14 protein-coding genes are annotated in these 16,834 nt (G+C 68.2%); 6 read left to right on the plus strand and 8 right to left on the minus strand.

Features of this window, described 5'->3' with window-relative positions:
- Positions 1–39 precede the first annotated feature (39 nt).
- Complete coding sequence (locus M673_RS18770; protein WP_061978219.1) at positions 40–507, minus strand: DUF1203 domain-containing protein; 468 nt, start codon at positions 505–507, stop codon at positions 40–42.
- A 264-nt stretch (positions 508–771) separates the two neighbouring features.
- On the opposite strand from M673_RS18770, the gene queC reads away from it, so the two are divergent.
- From queC to queE, 3 genes are read left to right on the plus strand one after another with little or no spacing between them, the layout of a single operon-like run.
- Complete coding sequence (gene queC, locus M673_RS18775) at positions 772–1,470, plus strand: 7-cyano-7-deazaguanine synthase QueC (protein WP_061978220.1); 699 nt, start codon at positions 772–774, stop codon at positions 1,468–1,470.
- Positions 1,470–1,826: a 6-carboxytetrahydropterin synthase QueD gene (gene queD / locus M673_RS18780; RefSeq protein ID WP_061978221.1), complete on the plus strand. Its 357-nt coding sequence runs from the start codon at positions 1,470–1,472 to the stop codon at positions 1,824–1,826. The genes queC and queD overlap by 1 nt, the downstream gene beginning before the upstream one ends.
- Complete coding sequence (gene queE, locus M673_RS18785) at positions 1,823–2,551, plus strand: 7-carboxy-7-deazaguanine synthase QueE (protein WP_061978222.1); 729 nt, start codon at positions 1,823–1,825, stop codon at positions 2,549–2,551. Before queD ends, queE begins: the two co-directional genes overlap by 4 nt.
- A 42-nt stretch (positions 2,552–2,593) precedes the next feature.
- On the opposite strand, the gene M673_RS18790 is transcribed toward queE, so the two are convergent.
- The 5 genes from M673_RS18790 to M673_RS18810 all read right to left on the minus strand — a co-directional run bounded on the left by M673_RS18790 (position 2,594) and on the right by M673_RS18810 (position 9,118).
- Positions 2,594–3,622, minus strand: coding sequence for an NADP-dependent oxidoreductase (locus M673_RS18790; protein WP_443111188.1), 1,029 nt, complete (start codon positions 3,620–3,622; stop codon positions 2,594–2,596).
- An 87-nt stretch (positions 3,623–3,709) separates the two neighbouring features.
- A complete protein-coding gene (locus M673_RS18795; protein WP_061978224.1) occupies positions 3,710–5,245 on the minus strand; it encodes a putative bifunctional diguanylate cyclase/phosphodiesterase in 1,536 nt (511 codons plus the stop codon).
- A 192-nt stretch (positions 5,246–5,437) separates the two neighbouring features.
- Positions 5,438–6,493 carry an ABC transporter ATP-binding protein gene (locus M673_RS18800; protein WP_061978225.1) on the minus strand — a complete coding sequence of 352 codons (1,056 nt, stop codon included), beginning with the start codon at positions 6,491–6,493 and terminating at the stop codon, positions 5,438–5,440.
- Positions 6,490–8,091: an ABC transporter permease gene (locus M673_RS18805; protein WP_082639848.1), complete on the minus strand. Its 1,602-nt coding sequence runs from the start codon at positions 8,089–8,091 to the stop codon at positions 6,490–6,492. Before M673_RS18805 ends, M673_RS18800 begins: the two co-directional genes overlap by 4 nt.
- 16 nt (positions 8,092–8,107) lie before the next feature.
- Entirely contained in the window at positions 8,108–9,118 is a 1,011-nt protein-coding gene (locus M673_RS18810; protein WP_082639851.1) for an iron ABC transporter substrate-binding protein, read from the minus strand.
- A gap of 500 nt (positions 9,119–9,618) precedes the next feature.
- On the opposite strand from M673_RS18810, the gene M673_RS18815 reads away from it, so the two are divergent.
- Positions 9,619–10,365, plus strand: a complete 747-nt coding sequence (locus M673_RS18815) for a hypothetical protein (protein ID WP_061978226.1) — start codon at positions 9,619–9,621, stop codon at positions 10,363–10,365.
- Positions 10,366–10,551: 186 nt separating this feature from the next.
- Here the strand turns inward: M673_RS18815 and M673_RS18820 are convergent, their stop codons facing one another.
- Positions 10,552–11,031, minus strand: a complete 480-nt coding sequence (locus tag M673_RS18820) for a MarR family winged helix-turn-helix transcriptional regulator (protein ID WP_061978227.1) — start codon at positions 11,029–11,031, stop codon at positions 10,552–10,554.
- 354 nt (positions 11,032–11,385) lie between these two features.
- On the opposite strand from M673_RS18820, the gene M673_RS18825 reads away from it, so the two are divergent.
- Both M673_RS18825 and M673_RS18830 read left to right on the plus strand, forming a co-directional pair.
- Positions 11,386–12,651 carry a metallophosphoesterase family protein gene (locus M673_RS18825; protein WP_061978228.1) on the plus strand — a complete coding sequence of 422 codons (1,266 nt, stop codon included), beginning with the start codon at positions 11,386–11,388 and terminating at the stop codon, positions 12,649–12,651.
- A complete protein-coding gene (locus M673_RS18830; RefSeq protein WP_061978229.1) occupies positions 12,651–16,184 on the plus strand; it encodes an AAA family ATPase in 3,534 nt (1,177 codons plus the stop codon). Before M673_RS18825 ends, M673_RS18830 begins: the two co-directional genes overlap by 1 nt.
- Here M673_RS18830 and M673_RS18835 read toward each other — a convergent pair.
- Positions 16,181–16,729, minus strand: a complete 549-nt coding sequence (locus M673_RS18835) for a cupin domain-containing protein (protein ID WP_061978230.1) — start codon at positions 16,727–16,729, stop codon at positions 16,181–16,183. The genes M673_RS18830 and M673_RS18835 overlap by 4 nt on opposite strands.
- Positions 16,730–16,834 lie beyond the last annotated feature (105 nt).

Here is a 16,834-nt window from a genome sequence, read left to right on the forward strand (position 1 = left end):
CCCGCCTCCGTGGCGGGCCGGCCCCCTCGCCGGGCGCTGTCAGGCGCGGTCGATCCGGCCGGAGAAGCAGCCCTGCTTGGCGTTGTGGACATGGATGGTGGCGATGGACGGATTGGCGAAGAGACGCGAGATGACGGTCTCGATCCCCGCGCCATCCACCACATCGGCATCCAGCAGAAGGCCCCCCTCGTCGAAGCCTCGAAGCGAAAGGAGCCGCCGGCGCATCACCTCCGGCACCTCGCCGATCGCGTCGTAACGCTCGCTCGCGCCTTCCCAGATGAAGATCGCGTGGCTCGCGCGATAGGGCGTCGCCTCGGGCATCGAGACATGGTTCACCAAGAGGACGGTTTCCCCCTTCGGAACCTCGCGAAGCGTGATCCGATCGGGATAGCCGGGATGATCGTCCACGACCATCCGGAGGACGTTTTGAGTCCTCAGTTCCGTCTCGCTCAGCCCGAAGAGAGGGCGAAACGGTTCGGGCGAAAGTCCGGTGATGCGAAAGCTCATGTCGGCGATTCCCTTCTGTCTTCGACGCCGATCTGGCCGAGTCCGGGGTCCTCCAGCCACCCGTTTTCCCGCAGGACGCCCGTCGATATCGGGTGCGCGGCATGACGTTGCGCGTTCGGCGCCGTGCCGCGTTGCATGGCTTGGGGTCACCCCTCGGCCGGACCCTTCGGAGACATCCAAGAATTTACAGGACGTGTCCCGTCCGTTAGGTGCGGGGCCGAGAATGCCGGTCGCAGCCTACCCGGTCAAAACAAGGACACCGATATGAAGACCCTCGTCGTCTGCTCAGGCGGACTCGATTCCGTTTCGCTTGCGCAAAAATATGCCGGCGAAGGCGATCTCGCCGCGCTTGTCACCTTCGACTACGGTCAAAGGCACAAGCGCGAGATCGACTTCGCGCGCGAGGCCGCGACGCGCCTCGCCGTGCCTTTTCACCTCCTCGACATCGGCCCGATCGGCGCCGTGCTTAGCGGCTCCGCGCTCACCAGCGACGTCGCCGTGCCGGACGGCCACTATGCCGAGGAAACGATGAAGGCGACCGTCGTTCCCAACCGCAACGCCATCCTCCTCACCATCGCCTTCGGCTTGGCGGCCGCCCAGAATCTCGACGCCGTGGCCGTCGCGGTGCATGGGGGCGACCATTTCATCTATCCCGACTGCCGCCCCGACTTCATCGACGCCTTCCGGCACATGCAGGCCAAGGCCCTCGAGGGCTACGCTTCGGTGGACCTGCTGGCGCCCTTCGTCCACCGGACCAAGGCCGACATCGTGCGCGAGGGTGCGCGCTACGGAACGCCGTTCGAGCGCACATGGTCCTGCTACAAGGGCGGCGAGGTGCATTGCGGGCGCTGCGGCACCTGTGTCGAGCGCCGGGAGGCCTTCCACTTGGCGGGTGTCGAGGACCCGACCCGCTACGAGGACCCCGATTTCTGGCAAGCAGCTGTCGCATCGAGGGCGGGCTGATGTACCGGATCACCAAGCGGTTCGACTTCTCGGCCTCGCATCAGCTGACCGGCCTGCCGGACGATCACCCCTGCGCCCGGCTGCACGGGCACAATTACATCGTGGAGATCGAGCTGTCGGCCGAGGCGCTGAACGCGCATGGCTTCGTGCGCGACTATCGCGACCTGTCCGAACTCAAGCGCTATATCGACGAGCGTTTCGACCATCGCCATCTCAATGCCGTGCTCGGCCACGACCATGTGACGGCGGAGACGCTGGCGCGGCATTTCTTCGAATGGTGCCGGGTGCGCTTTCCCGAGGTCTCGGCGGCGCGGGTGAGCGAGACGCCCAAGACCTGGGCGGAGTATCGCCCGTGAGCGGCGAGGCTCCCATCCGCATCAGCGAGATCTTCGGCCCGACCATCCAGGGCGAAGGCGTGCTGATCGGCGAGCCGACCGTGTTCGTGCGCTCGGGCGGCTGTGATTATCGCTGCGTCTGGTGCGACACGCTGCATGCCGTGGATGCCAGCTTTCGCGACGAATGGCGCCCGCTCTCTCCGGAGGCGATCTGGCAGGAGGTCGAGCGGCTGTCGGGCGGGCGGCCCCTCACCGTCTCGCTGTCGGGCGGCAATCCCGCGATCCAGCCCTTCGGCCCCTTGATCGCGCGGGGCCGAGCGGCGGGCTACGGCTTCGCTTTGGAAACGCAGGGCTCGGTCGCGCGGGACTGGTTTGCCGAGCTGGAAACGCTGGTGCTCAGCCCCAAGCCCCCGTCGAGCGGCATGGCGACGGACTGGTCGGCGCTGGACGCCTGCCTCGCGGCAGCAGGCGCCAAGCCGCGCGTGGTGCTGAAATTCGTCGTCTTCGACGAGGCCGACTATGCCTTCGCGAAGGCGGCGGCGGCGCGCCACCCCGCGCTTCCCGTCTTCCTTCAGCCGGGCAATCCCGTGGAGGCGGCGCGATCGGGCAGCGAAAGCGCCGATCTCCCCGCCATGATGGACCGCATGCGTTGGCTGGTGGAGCAGACACTCGCCGAAGGCTGGTTCGCGCCGCGCATCCTGCCGCAGCTTCATGCGCTGATCTGGGGGCACCGGAAGGGCGTCTGACCCCTCCGATGCCCCCGCCAGACGTGGGGCTCAGGCTTCGTCCTAGCCGAGGCGCACGACGAGCTTGCCGAAGTTCTCGCCTTCGAGAAGACCCATGAAGGCCTTCGGCGCGTTCTCCAGCCCATCCACGACATCCTCGCGAAACTGGATCTTCCCGCCTCGAACCCAGGGCTCCATCTCGGCCAGGAATTCGGAGTAGTCCGGCCCGTAATGGTCGCTGATGATGAAGCCTTCCATGCGGATGCGCTTCTTGAGAAGAGTCGCCATGAGGAGGCCCAGGCGGTCCGGCCCATCCGGTAGTCCGTTCGCGTTGTAGCCCGAGATCAGGCCGCAGATCGGCACGCGGGCATGGACGTTCAGAAGCGGGAGAACGGCGTCGAACACCGCGCCGCCGACATTCTCGAAATAAACGTCGATGCCCTTGGGAACGGCGGCCTTCAGCTGCTCGGCGAAATCGCCCGCGCGCCGGTCGATGCAGGCGTCGAAGCCGAGCGTCTCCGTTACGTAGCGGCACTTCTCGGCCCCGCCCGCGATGCCGACAACTTCAGCGCCGCGCTGCTTGGCCACCTGGCCGACCACCGAGCCGACGGCGCCGCTGGCGGCGGCCACCACCACGGTCTCGCCCGCCTTGGGCTGGCCGATCTTGGTGAGGCCCCACCAGCCCGTGAAGCCCGGCATGCCGAGGACGCCGAGCGCGGTGGAGGGGTTCTGCAGGTCGGCGGGGAGCTTGCGCAGTTCCTTGGCGGGAAGCACCGCGCGCTCCTGCCAGCCGCCGAAGCCGAGAACGAGATCGCCCGCGGAATAGTCGGGATGGCGCGAGGTTTCGACTCGCCCGACCGTTGCGCCGCCCAGCGCCTCGCCGACCTTGAAGGGCTCGGCATAGGAAGGCGCGTCGCTCATCCGCCCGCGCATATAGGGATCGAGCGACAGAAAGAGGTTGCGCACTTCGACCTGCCCCTCGCTCGGCTCGCCCAGCGCCGCCTCCTCCAGGCGGAAATTCTCCGGTGTCGGCGCGCCTTTGGGGCGGGAAGCGAGGGCGATGCGGCGGGTAACACGGCTAGCCATGGACAAACCTTCTCTTGTTGTCGGAAGGCTCATGTAGGCGCGAACACGTTTTTTTCACCCCGAGGCCGCAGACCGGCGCCCGGCCGAGCCACCTCAAGCAGAGAGAAGCTGGCGCCTTTCGACCGGTGCTTCGACACGGGTGGTCGTACGGATCAGATCCGCCTTGGCCAGCGGGCGACCCAAGAGATAGCCCTGGAAGGTCGCGCAGCCAGCGGCGCGCGACAGCTCGAACTCCTCCTCCGTTTCCACGCCTTCCGCGACCACGCTGAGGCGCAGGGCGCGCGCCACTTCCATGACGGCCGAAACGAAGATGCGCGAAACCGGATCGTCCGGCAGGCGGGAGACATAGGAACGGTCGATCTTCACCATGTCCACGGGCAGGCTCTGCAGATAGTTGAAGGTGCAGTGGCCGGTTCCGAAATCGTCGAGCGCGATCCTGACGCCCATGGCGCGCAAAGCCTGGATGCGGCCGAGCACTTCGGGGATCGAAAGGAGCGAGACGTTCTCGGTGATCTCCAGAACGAGCTGGTTGGGCGCGGCGCCGGTTTCCTTCAGCACGTCCCTCACCACGCCCAGAAGATCGTTGCGCCGCATCTGAGCGGGCGAGATGTTGACGGTGACGAACCGGCCCGGCAGGTCTTCGAGATCGAGGCAGGCGCGGCGCAGCACCCATTCGCCCAGCATGTCGATCAGCGTGCTTTCCTCGGCAACGGGAATGAATTCGGCGGGCGGGATCATGCCACGAACCGGGTGCTTCCAGCGCACCAGCGCCTCGACGCCCAGGATCGTCTGATCGGCGTCGGTGATCGGCTGGTAATGAAGGTCCAGCTCGTCCAGCATGATCGCGGCCCGCAGATCGCGTTCGATCATCCGGCGGTTGCGCTTCACGCTCAGCATGTCGGGGTCGAAGACCGTGGCCCGCCCGCGCCCGCGCCGCTTGCTTTCGTAGAGGGCAAGATCGGCGAGGAGGATCATCTCCTCGAAGAAGGACGTGTGCTTGGGCGCGGTGACGAGGCCGATCGAGGCGCTGAGATTGAGCTGTCGGGTGGCCGCGAAGGTCGGCGCCTTCAGAGCGACCAGAAACTCGTCCATCAGCGCGAGGCCGCGCACCTCGTCGCAACGAGGCAGGAGCACGGCGAACTCGTCCCCGCCCAGGCGCCCGATCGAGGCGCCGGGTAAGGTGCGCCGCGCGACCTCAACCAGATGCGTCAGCGCGAAGTCGCCGACATTGTGGCCGAAGCTGTCGTTCAGCGACTTGAAGTGATCGACGTCGAGAAGCGCCAGCGAGCAGGGTTCGCCCTGTGCGCTGGGGCGCGTGGCGGTCTTCAGCGTTTCCATGAAGATGCGCCGCGTCATCGCGCCCGTCAGCGGATCGGCCTGGAGCAGGGCCACCTGGCGCGCCGCCTCGACTTCCGCTGCCACCACTTCCCGCCCGAGGCGATGGCGCATCCACAGGAGAAGCAGGACCGACAACGCGACGAGACAGAAGCTGGCGAAGAACACGGCGATCGGCTCGAAATCCGGAAACAGGAACCAGGTCACCATGCCAGCGAGCGACAGGGCCTGAAGCACCAGCAACAAACGGTACTGCCTGATCTTGATACGGGGTGTCGCCTGAAACGGGTCCATGAGTCGCGGTCTCCTGCCGGTCCGCTCGTCTTAGAAAAAGCCTTTGCACAGGACGTTAAGCCCGGAGCCGTCTCAGCCGCCGGATGGCGAATTTCGCAAAAAATTCATACGTTTCAACCCTGGCGCGCCGGGGGCAATAATCTCGCGCTTCATTTGCGAAGGCGGCGATGTTGCTTGGATGCGTAGGCGGCGTCAGGGCCTGAAGAGATGGGCGGCGCCCCGAACCTCGACGCTCACGAACTCGCCCGCGCGCGGGGCCAGCGCGCCGGACACGGGAACCCGCAAGGAGACCCCCTCGCCCGCCGCGCCCGACAGGTCGAGCCCGACCTGACAGACCGGCCCGCCGAACTCGACATCGGTCACCCGCGCCCGCATCCCGTCGGCCCCCTCGCCAGCCTGCCCCAGCAGAAGCTGCTCGGGGCGCAGGAGGAGCCTCGCGCTGCCGCCGGCGGTGCCGCTCTCGTTCGTTCGCACGCGCCCCAGCGCGCAGTGCGCCCAGCCATCGGCTTCCAGAACGGCGTCGAGCAGGATCGCGGGGCCTAGAAAGGCGGCGGTGGCGGCATCATTCGGCTGGAGATAGAGCGCGCGGGGCTCGCCGACCTGCTGCAGGCGGCCGTCGCGCAGGACGGCGAGCTGATGGGCGAAGGTCAGCGCTTCGCCCTGGTCGTGCGTCACCAGAATGGCGGCGATGCCTTGCGCCTCCAAGACCTCAGCTACCTTCCGGCGCAGCGAGTCGCGAAGCCCGGCGTCGAGCGCCGAGAAGGGCTCGTCGAGCAGCATGAGCTTTGGCCGCCGGGCCAGCGCGCGGGCCAGCGCCACACGCTGCTGCTGCCCGCCAGAGAGCTCGTGCGGCCTGCGATGGCGCAGCGACCGGTCGAGTTCCACCAGATCCATCAGCGCCAGGATGCGCTCGGCCCGGTCCTTCAAGCGCTTGTCCATGCCGAAGCCGATATTGGCGGCAAGGTCGAGATGGGGAAACAAGGCGCCGTCCTGCGAGACGAGGCCGATCGGGCGCTGGTGCGGATGAAGCGCGCGGCCGGGCTCGGCGAGGACCAGATCGCCCAGTGTGATGCGGCCGGCATCGGGCGCCTCGAAACCCGCGATCAGGCGAAGGAGCGTCGACTTGCCCGAGCCGGACGGGCCGACCACGGCCGTGCGGCTGGCGGGCGCGACGGCGAGATCGATGCCGTCCACGGCCCGCACGGAGCCGAACAAGCGGGACACCCCATCAAGGCGCAGAAGGGTCATCGCGCTCTTGCCTTGTCGGCCCGCACGGCCACGAGCACCGTCAAAGGCAGGGAGATCAGAACCATGAGAAGCGCATAGGGCGCGGCGGCGACATAGTCGATCTCGCTGGTCAGCGTCCAAAAGCGCGTCGCCAGCGTTTCCGTGCCGTTGGGCGCCAAAAGCAGCGTTCCGGTGAGCTCGGTCGCGATGCCGAGCCCCGCTAGCGCCATGCTGGCGGCAAGGCCGGGCGCGGCAAGCCGCAGCGTCACTTCTAAGATTGCCCGGCCGGGAGTTCGGCCGAGCGCCTGGGCTGCCTCCTCAAGCTGCACCGGCGCCTGCGCGAGGCTCGGGCGCACGGCGACCAGCGCACGCGGCAGGAACATCAAGGCATAGGCGACAAGCAGCGTGAAGGCGGTCTGGTAGAGCGGCAGCGCGACGCGCACGGTGACGGCCACCAGCGTCAGCGCGATCACCACGCCGGGGATCGAGGCGACAGAGTAATGCGCCGCCTCCATGGCGCGTACCAGCCGGCCCGGCGCGCGCAGCGAGAGCCAGGCCACGGGAAGCGCGGCGAGCGTGGCGAGACAGCCGCCGGCCAGCGCCAGCAGGAGCGTGGTGCCGAAGGCCGCGCCGATCTCGCCCATCGGCCAGGCACTCCATCCCCCATAGGACAGCCAACGCGCCAGGGTGAGGATGGGCACGCCGAGCGACAGGGCGGCGACCAGCGCCAGCCCCAGGACGCAAAGCGGCATGAAGGCGCCGAGCCGCGCACTTTTGGGCGCCCTCGCCGCGCCCGAGCCGACCTTGGCGTATCGTTCGCTGCCGCGAAACGCCCGCTCGCACAGGACGAGCCCCAGGCAGAGCAGCATGAGGACGCCGGCCAGCATGTTGGCCGCCGGCCCGTCGAACGAGGTCTGGAACTGGTCGACGATCGCGGTGGTGAATGTGTCGAACCGGATCATGACGTAGAGGCCGTATTCGGCGAGAAGATGCAGGGCGACGAGAAGGCTGCCGCCGCAGATCGCCAGCCGCAATTGCGGCAGCACGACACGCCAGAGGATGCGCGCCGGCGACAGGCCGCTTGCCGCCGCCGCTTCCTCCAGCGCCGGGTCGAGCCGGCGAAGCTGCGCGGCGACGGGCAGGTAGAGAAGGGGGAAATAGGCCAGCACCGAGAGGAGCGTCGCCGCCGGCAGACCCTCAAGGCCCGGGAACAGCGAAATCCAGCTATAGCTCTGCACGAAGGCGGGCACGGCCAGCGGCGCGGCGGCTAGCCAGGCCCAGAAGCGGGCGCCCGGCAGATCGGTGCGTTCCGTCGCCCAGGCCATGGCGAGGGCGAGGGCGATCGAGGGCGGCAGCGCGCAGACGACGAGGCCGAGCGTGTTGAGCAGGAGCTGGCCGACGCGCGGGCGAAACACCAGCGTGGCGATCGTCTCCCATCCGGTCTGTACGCTGACCCAGAGAATAAAGCCGAGCGGCAGCAGCGCCAGCGCCGACACGAGGCCGGCGGCGGCGAGCAGCGCGGGGCGTCCGCCCGTGCGATAGCGCGCGAGGCCGCTCCACCCGTCGGCGCGGGAGCGCAGCTCGGGCGCCGCGCTTGCGGACGGAGCGGACAGGGTCATGCGAGGCGCGCCCGGCTCAGAGGAGCCCGGCCTCCGTCATGAGCTTCACCACGGCGCGGTTGTCGAGCTCGTCCGGCGTCACCTTCGGCGCGTCGAGATCGGCCAGCGGCACGAGGGCGGGGTTGGATGCGGCGCCCTTGCCCACGGCATATTCGAAGGAATTGCCGGTCTTCAGGATTTCCTGCCCCTTGGGACCGGCAACCCATTTCACGAAGGCCTCGGCATCCGCCTTGTGCTGGCTGGAGGCCAGAACGCCCGCGCCGGAGATGCTGACGAAGGCGCCGGGGTCCTTGTGACGGAAATAGTGCAGGCCGATATTGCCGGAATTCTCGCCGGTCTTCGCCTGATCGCCGAAATAGTAATAGTGATAGATGACGGCGCCCTCAGTCTCGCCGGCGTTCACCGCCTTCATGGCGACGCTGTTGCCTTTGTAGAACTTGGCGTTCTCATGCATCGCTTTCAGCCAATCCAGCGTCGCGGCTTCGCCCTTCAGCTGCAGCATGGCGGCGACGATGGCCTGAAAATCTGCGCCCGTCGGCGAGGCGGCCCAGCGACCCTTCCATTCCGGCTTGGCGAGATCGACGATAGAGGCCGGCAGCGCGCCGTCCTTCAGCTTGGTCTTGTCGTAGGCGAAAACGGTCGAGCGCGCGGCGACGCCGATCCAGTGCCCGCTGGCCGGCTGGAACTCGGCAGGGACCTCGGCGCGCGTCTCGGCACCGAGCGGCGCGAAGAGACCGGCCTTGTCGACCAGCGCCATGGCGGGCGAATTCTCGGTGACGAAGACGTCCGCCGGGGAGGCCGCGCCTTCCTGCACGATCTGGTTGCCCAGTTCCGTGTCGCTTCCCTTGCGCAGGGTGACGGGGATGCCGGTGTCCTTGGTGAAGCCTTCGGCCCAGGCCTTGGTCAGGCTTTCGTGCTGGGCGTTGTAGACGGTGATTCCCTCACCCGCCGCGAAGGCGGCAGTGGAGCCGGCGAGAAGGCCGATCAAAGCGGAAAGGAAGCCGAGCCGGCCATTGGTCCGAGACATGCGTACACCCCGTTTGGGACCCGCCGCTCGATGGCGGCGTCAAGGGCTGTTCTGTTCAAGTTGAGTTGATCAGTCAACTTATGTTTTCAATTTTTCCTGCCATTCAGGAAAGCGAACGGCCATAAAAAAACGCCCGCTGGGGGAGGACCAGCGGGCGTCATGGGTGGCCTTCGGTGGGAGGAACCGTCGGCACGTCGCCTCAGCCGATGGGAGGAAAGGCTGCAGCGAAACTCACAAGTCCGAATTTAGGTTCCTCGCCCGCGAAGCGCCAGAGTGCGCTTTGCATGGCAGCCCTGCTTTTGTTGCAGAGCACAAAAGAGGGATGGCTCCGTGTCCACCGAGAGTGGCCATGGCGCAATGTTCCAGGCCGAGCCTGTATCCTTCTGGACACGAAATTGGATCGAAACTGGCCTCGTCGAGGATTTGCCGGCTAAGGGATTGCGCTGCGATATGACATTTGCATGAATGCGGCCGACGCTTTTCCAGTGGGAGTTGTGGAGATGACGGTGGTGACGGTGGGGTCGTTTCGCAGCGGGGGCACGACGACCCTGGCCCTAACTCTGGCCTCCGCCGTCGAACGTTTGGGAACCGAGGTCCTTCTTGTGGACGCCGCGCGCCGGCCCGACCTGTCGCACTGGTCGGAGCGGCCGGGCTGCCCGAAGGGGATCGGCGTCGTTCGCGTCACCAAGCCGTCGCAGCTGGAAGACGTGGTTCATCTCGGACGTCGCTCACGCCGCTTCGTGGTGATCGACGCGGGCGTGTGCGACGGCATGCTGGCCGAGGCTGCGGCCGTGTCCACGATGGCCATCATTCCCGTGCGCTTTTCGCCCCTGTCGGCCAGCGCGGCGGCCGAAACCGAGGCGATGCTGCGCGAAGCCCCCACGGAGCGCCAGCCCCGCCGACGCGCCCTGGTCGCAACCGGCATCACGTCGATTCCCAGTCGCATCGCCCGGCGGGTCGAGCGGGATCTTGCCAGCTGCCGAAGCTTCCGCCTGCCGGCGGGTCTCGGCCTGCGCGCTGCCTTCGAGGCGCCCTTCCTGGCTGGGGGAACGATCTACAATCTCACCGACGACGACGCGCCGGGTCTTTCCAGCGCGCGCCAGGATGCCGCCGCCGTTTTGTCGGAACTCGAAATGTTCGGCCTTCGGCGCCCGGAAAAGCGCGACGACGCGCGCAAGCGCACCCTCCCCTCGGAGTGGCTGCGCCCGCAGCACGCAGCGTCGGCCGGGGTCTACCAGTTCGCCTGAACTCGGGGCGCGTTCGGCGTTTCGAACAGATCAGGGCACCGCGCCACCACGCGAGCCGAATTCGCAAATCCTGTCTGGTGAGGATTTGGAACAGAATGCGGGACGCCGCCTCTGTGGCTCGAAGATGGGCTGAAAAGAGGCGAAAGAGGCCGGCGCGGCCTCTCCAGAGCGGCTCGGCGTTCGCCGTCAGCGGAGGCGCGACAGGCGGCCGGACACGAGGCGCTCGATGTCCCAAAGCGCAGCGGTCAGAACCTGCAGGTCCGGCTGCGGCAGGGTGCGGCCGAGATCGCCGTTCACGTCCGCCCAGATGCGATGGACCTCCGAGCGCATGCGCTCGCCTTCCTCCGTCAGCCGCACGCAGGTACGGCGCATGTCGGCCTCGTCGGCCTGACGCTGGCACCAGCCGCGCCGCTCGAGGATGTCCAGCATTTTCGAGACGGTGGACGGGCGTACGGTCAGATCCTGCGCCACGCCGCAGACGCTACGCGGCTCGGTTCGATCCAGGGCGTCGAGCAGCTGATCCTGCCCGGCCACGACGCCGATCTCTGCGAGGCGAATGGCGACGAGCTGGCGCGTGGCTTTGGAAATGGCAATTAGAGGTTGGACAAGGTCGCTCTCATCCGTCTTGCGGCTCGTGGCGGGGTTAGGCGGGGCAGTGGACCGCATGATGGCTTCCTCCTAATTATATAAGTCGCTTATAATATATGGAGCCAACCAAATATGTCTAACAGGTATGATAAGTTCGACGGAATAAAATCAGTCGCTGGAACAAACATTACGGGTGCGAAACAGTTTTTTACGCGATTGTTTTTTGCGCTATGAAACGGGAGCTGATGGGAGAAGCAAGCCCTGTCGAGGCGTGATGATTATTCGAATAATGGAAGCGAAAGGGAAGCCTTGGACCCCAGTCGTCCATGCGGCATTTGCCTCGTTTCGTTGCGTCAGCTTCGGTTGCAGGAAGTGGTGGACGCCGCGCCTCTGCCGCGTGTCAGGCGCAAGGCGGCGTGATAGACACGAGCCATGGCCTTTCGCTTCGTCCACACCGCCGATCTCCATCTTGACTCGCCCCTTCGCTCCCTTTCCTTGCGTGATCCCGATCTGGCCGAACTGATCGGCGATGCCTCCCGCCGGGCCTTGTCGGCGATCGTCGATCTCTGCCTGGAAGAACAGGTGGACGCGCTCGTGATCGCCGGCGATCTCTATGACGGCGAGCAGACCTCCATGAAGACGGCGCGCTTCCTGGCGCGCGAGATGGAACGGCTCCATGCCGGCGGCGTGCGCGTCTTCAAGATTCGCGGCAATCACGACGCGATGTCGCGCATCACCGCCGAACTCGTCCTGCCGCCCAATGTCCATGTGTTCGGCGGACGGGCCGAGATCGTGCGCATTCCCAAGGGGGCGCTCGAAGTCGCCGTGCATGGGGTCAGCTTCGCCAAGCCGCAGGCGCCCGAAAGCCTTCTGCCGAAATTCAAGCCGGCCTTGCCGGACACGGCCAATATCGGCCTCCTCCATACCAGTCTCGCCGGCGCGCCGGGGCACGACGTCTATGCGCCGACCTCGGTCCCCGAGCTTCAGGCGACGCGCTTTTCCTACTGGGCGCTCGGCCATGTGCACGGCCGCACGGCCTATGGCGATGCCGGCGGGCGTGTCGTCATGCCGGGCATGCCGCAGGGGCGGGATGTCAACGAAGGCGGGCCGAAGGGCGTAACGCTCGTCACCATCCGCGACGATCGCACGGTCGAGATCGAGGAGCGCGTGACCTCGCTTGCCGAGTTCGCCCGCGTGTCCGTGGATCTGTCCGGCGTCGAGGACTGGCGCGAGGCGATCGAGCGCATCGGCCGGGCGCTGGAAGACGCGCGCGCCCCGGCCCGCTCCGCCGTTCTGGTGGCTCGCCTGCATCTCAAGGGTCGCACCCCGCTCGCCTTTCGTCTGCGGCGTGACGGCGATCTCCTCCATGCCGAAGCCTCGGCCCGGGCCGAGCGGGTCGGCCGGACCTTCGTGGAGAAGATCGCGGTGGAGACCGAGCCGCCGGGCAATGAGCGGGAGGCGGCGGGGCCGCTGGCCGAGCTGGGCCGGCTGATGCGCGAGGATGTCGCGAAAGCCCATGGCACGCGGGAGGCCGTGCGGGCGCTGGCCGAGAAGCTGCGCGACGAGCTGCCGAGCGATGCGCGCGATTTCGCGGGACGCACCGAAGCGGAGTTCGAAGCCTTTCTGGACAAGCTCATGGTGGAGGCCGGCGAGGACATGCTGGCCCGGCTCAGCCTCGGCGCGGAGGAGGACGCCTGATGCGCCTTCGCCGCCTCGATCTCACGCGCTACGGCCGCTTCACCGACAATCGGCTCGATTTCGGCCCATCGACGCCCGGCGCGCCGGATTTCCACATCGTCTACGGATTGAACGAGGCGGGCAAATCGACCTCGCTTTCCGGCTTTCTCGACCTTCTCTTCGGTATCGAGCAGAAGTCGCGCTACGATTTTTTGCATCCCTATTCCGCGATGGAAGTCGGCGCGCTGTTGGAGATCGACGGGGCCGAGCGCCATTTGATCCGCCGCAAGCAGCGCACGGGCTCGCTCACCGACGGCGCCGGCCAGGGCGTAAACGAGGCCCTGCTCGCCGGCGCGTTGGGCGGCCTGTCGCGCGAAAGCTACCGCGCCATGTTCTCGCTGGACGACGAGACGCTGGAGGCCGGCGGCGAGGCCATTCTGCAGAGCCGGGGCGATCTCGGCGAGCTTCTCTTCTCCGCCAGCGCGGGCCTTGCCGGCATCAGCGCGGCACTGGTTCGCGCGCAGGACGAGGCCGACGCGATCCACCGCAAGCAGGCGCGCTCCACCGCGATCTATGCCCTTCGCCAGCGCATCGAGGCGCTGGACACCAAGCGCAACGAGATCGATACGGCCGCCTCGCGGCACAATGCGCTGGCCGGCGAGCTTGCGAAGGCAAGCGAGAGCTACGAAGCGGTGATTTCCGAACTCGGTGGCTTGCGTCGTCGCTGGCGCGAGATCGAGGCCGCGTTGCGGGCGCTGCCCCGGCTGCGCGACCATGCCGCGCTGGCCGAGGCGCTGGAAACGGAGGGCGCCGCGCCCCGGCCGCCCGCCTCCTGGCGCGACAGCTTTCCCAAGCTCCTGGCGGAAAGCGCGCGGGTGGACGCAGCGCTTCGCAGGATCGAGAGCGACCGGGCGCGGATCGAGACCGAGCGGGCCGCCAGCCAGCCGGAACCCGCCCTTCTCTCGCTTCAGCCTCGCTGGCGCGCGCTGGAAGGCGACCGCGCCCGAGCCCTGACCGCCGAGGACGATCTGCCCCGGCGTCGGCGCGAGCTCGACGCGGCGGCGGCGCATCTCCGCGAAACGCTGGCCCTCCTCGGCGCGCCCGAGGGAACGGCCCCGGCGGCGCTCGTCCTGCCCGCGCCGGTGCTGGGTTCGCTTCGCGAGCGGATCGACGCGCGGCTGGCGCTGGAACAAAAGCTGGAAGCCGCCTTGGGCGAGGAGGCGGAGGCTGCGCATCGGCTGGAGACCGCCGAGACCGGCCGTGCCACGGGCGAGGCCGAAGGCTTCGACGCCTCGGCTCTGGCCGTGCTCGACACCGCCCGCGCGCTGGCCCGGCGCAGCGACGCGGCGGGGCGGCTCGCCCATTGGCGCGGCGAGGCGGCCAAGCGCCGTCAGGCCCTCGCCGCCCGGCTCGATGCGCTTCGACCCTGGTCCGGGGAAGCCTCGCAGCTGCGCGCCCTGCATCTGCCCGACAGCGACCGGCTCGCCGGTTGGCGGGCGCGCCTCGGGGAAACCGAACGCCGCGAGGCGGAGGCGCTGAACCGGCTGCGCGAGGCCGAGACGGAGGCGCGGCTGTCCGCGACCCGGCTCGGCGCGATGGAAAAAAGCGCCGGGGCGATCGACGACGCCCATGCCGAACGTCTGCGGGGCGAGCGTGACGCGGCCTGGGCGGCGCATCGCGGGAGTTTGAGCGAGGCCACCGCCGAGCGCTTCGAGACCCTGTTGAAGGCGGATGATGGGCTGTCGCAGCGCCGCCTTGCCCAGGCGCGCGAACTCGGGGAGTTGCGCCAGCTCGGCGCAGCGCTCGCCACCGCCGAGACCGCCGCCGAGCGCTGGCGCGAACTGGCCGACGAGGCCGGGCGCGACCGCGTGCGGATCGCAGCCGAGATCGCGAGCGCCCTGCCGTCCGCCCTGCGCGGGGAGGAGGGCGATGGCGTCGCTCTTCTATCGCGGCTCGACGCGTTTTCGCGCCGCCGAGCGGACGCGCTGGACGCCTTCTCCGCCCTGGACGAAGCCGAGACGGCGCAGGAGGAGGCGGAAGCCGAGGCCGTGCGACTGCGCGAGGGCTTGTGCGAGGCGCTGAGCGCGCTGGGCCGCGAGCCTGCCGGCGGGGATCTGGCTCTGTTGAGCGATGCCGCCGACGCGGTTCTGACCGAGGCGACGGAAGCGGGCGCGCGGCGCGCGGCCGCCACCCGCGACCTGGAAGGGCGGCGGCTCGATCTGGAGCGGCGGCGGCGCGACGCGGAAGGCGCCCGCCGCTTGGCCGAGGAATGGGCGGCAAGTTGGCGGCGTCTCTTGAGCGACAGCGGCTTGGCCTCCCAGTTCGGACCTCGCTTCGCCCCGGCGAAGGCGGGCGACGAGTTGGGCTTTGCCGCGCTCGGCCCGCTGGTCGGTGCGGTGCGCGAGATGCTGCCGGTTTTGGCCGAGCTTCCGGTCCGCCTGCGTGCGGTGGCCGATCTGCAGCACCGGGTCGAGACCATGGAGGAGAACCGCCGCCACTTCGCCGAGGCGCTGGACGGCCTGATCTCCGCCTCCGGCCTCGCGCTGGACGAGGCCGCCCTCGCCGCCCGGGCGGAGCGCTTGGCCGGCGAAATCGAGACGGCGGAGCGCCGGGCGCAGGCGCTGCGCCATTTCGATGGCGAGTTGGAGCGCCTTTCCTCAGAACACGCCGATCTGCGGGAGGCGCAGGCGCGGCTCGCCGCCGAGGGCGAGGCGATGATCTCCGCCTTCGACGTCGAGACCCTAGCCGAGGTCGGTCCCTGCTTGGAGGCGGCCGCTGAACGCGCCCGTCGCGAAGCGCGTCTTCAGGATTGGGAGCGCGACATCCTCGCCGATCTCGGCGTCGCCTCGCTTGAAGAGGCGCGCGCGCATCTGGCGGAGGCCGACGAAGAGACGCTGGAGGCCGAGCGCGGAGCGCTGGACGCGCGCCTGAAGGACCTCGAAGCCCGACGCGAGACGCTGTTTCGCGCCAAGAGCGATGCGGCCGACGCGCTGGAGCGGATCGGCGGGGACGACGCCGTGGCGCGTCTGATGGGCGAGCGGCGGGTGGCGATCCTCGAAATGGAAGAGTTGGCGACGCGCGCGCTGCGCCTCCGGGCGGGCGCGCTGATCGCCGGCGATGCGCTACGCCTCTACCGCGACCGGCACCGCTCCGCCATGATGGACCGCGCCTCGCAGGCTTTCAGCACCATGACGCGGGGCGACTATGCCGGCCTCGCCACGCAGGCCGAGAAGGACCGGGAAACGCTGATCGGGCTGACGCGCGCGGGCGGCTCGCGCCTTGCCATGGACATGTCCAAGGGCACCCGCTTCCAGCTTTATCTCGCGCTGCGCCTGGCCGGCTACGAGGAGTTCGCCAGAGCCCGCGCGCCGGTTCCCTTCCTCGCCGACGACATCATGGAGACCTTCGACGAGCCGCGCTCGGAAGAGGTGCTGCGGCTTCTGGCGGCGCTGTCGCGCCACGGGCAGGTGATCTACCTCACCCATCACCGGCACCTCTGCGACCTCGCCCGAACGGTGGAGCCGAGCGTGAGGCTGCACGAGATCGCCAATTAGAACGTCGGCGGCGTGCAGGCGCTGACGACCTCGCACGGGTTCGGACCGACGCAACGGAAGCGATGTGGGCGCCGGCTTTCGAAATAATAGGCGTCGCCGGGGCCGAGAATGCGGCGCTCGTCGTCCACCGTCACCTCCAGCCGGCCCGACAGGACGATGCCGCCCTCCTCGCCCTCGTGGACGAGCGGCACCTTTCCCGTGTCGGCGCCGGGCTGGTAGCACTCCTTCAGGATCTGCAGCGAGCGGCCGAACAGGCTCTCACCCACCTGCCGATAGGAGATCGGCCCCTTGCCGATCTCCACCAGTTCCTCCGCCTGATAGAAGGCCTGCTTCGGCCGCTCCGGCTCGAAGGCGAAGAACTCGGCCAGACCGATCGGGATGCCGTCGAGAATGCGCTTCAACGCGCCGACCGATGGATTCGTGGCGTTCGCCTCGATCAGCGAGACGGTGGAATTGGTGACGCCCGCCCGCTTGGCGAGCTGGCGCTGCGAAAGGCCATGCGCCAAGCGCAGGTGCCGCAGCCGCCCGCCGATATCGTCCGTCATGCCGCGCGTTCCTCTTGTTCGATTCATCGAACACTGGCGCAGTCGACCATGTCAAATCAAGGGGTTGGGGTGAGCGAGAAAAGGACTTGTTCGCGCCCGGGATCG

The organism is Aureimonas sp. AU20, assembly GCF_001442755.1.
Lineage (GTDB): Bacteria > Pseudomonadota > Alphaproteobacteria > Rhizobiales > Rhizobiaceae > Aureimonas.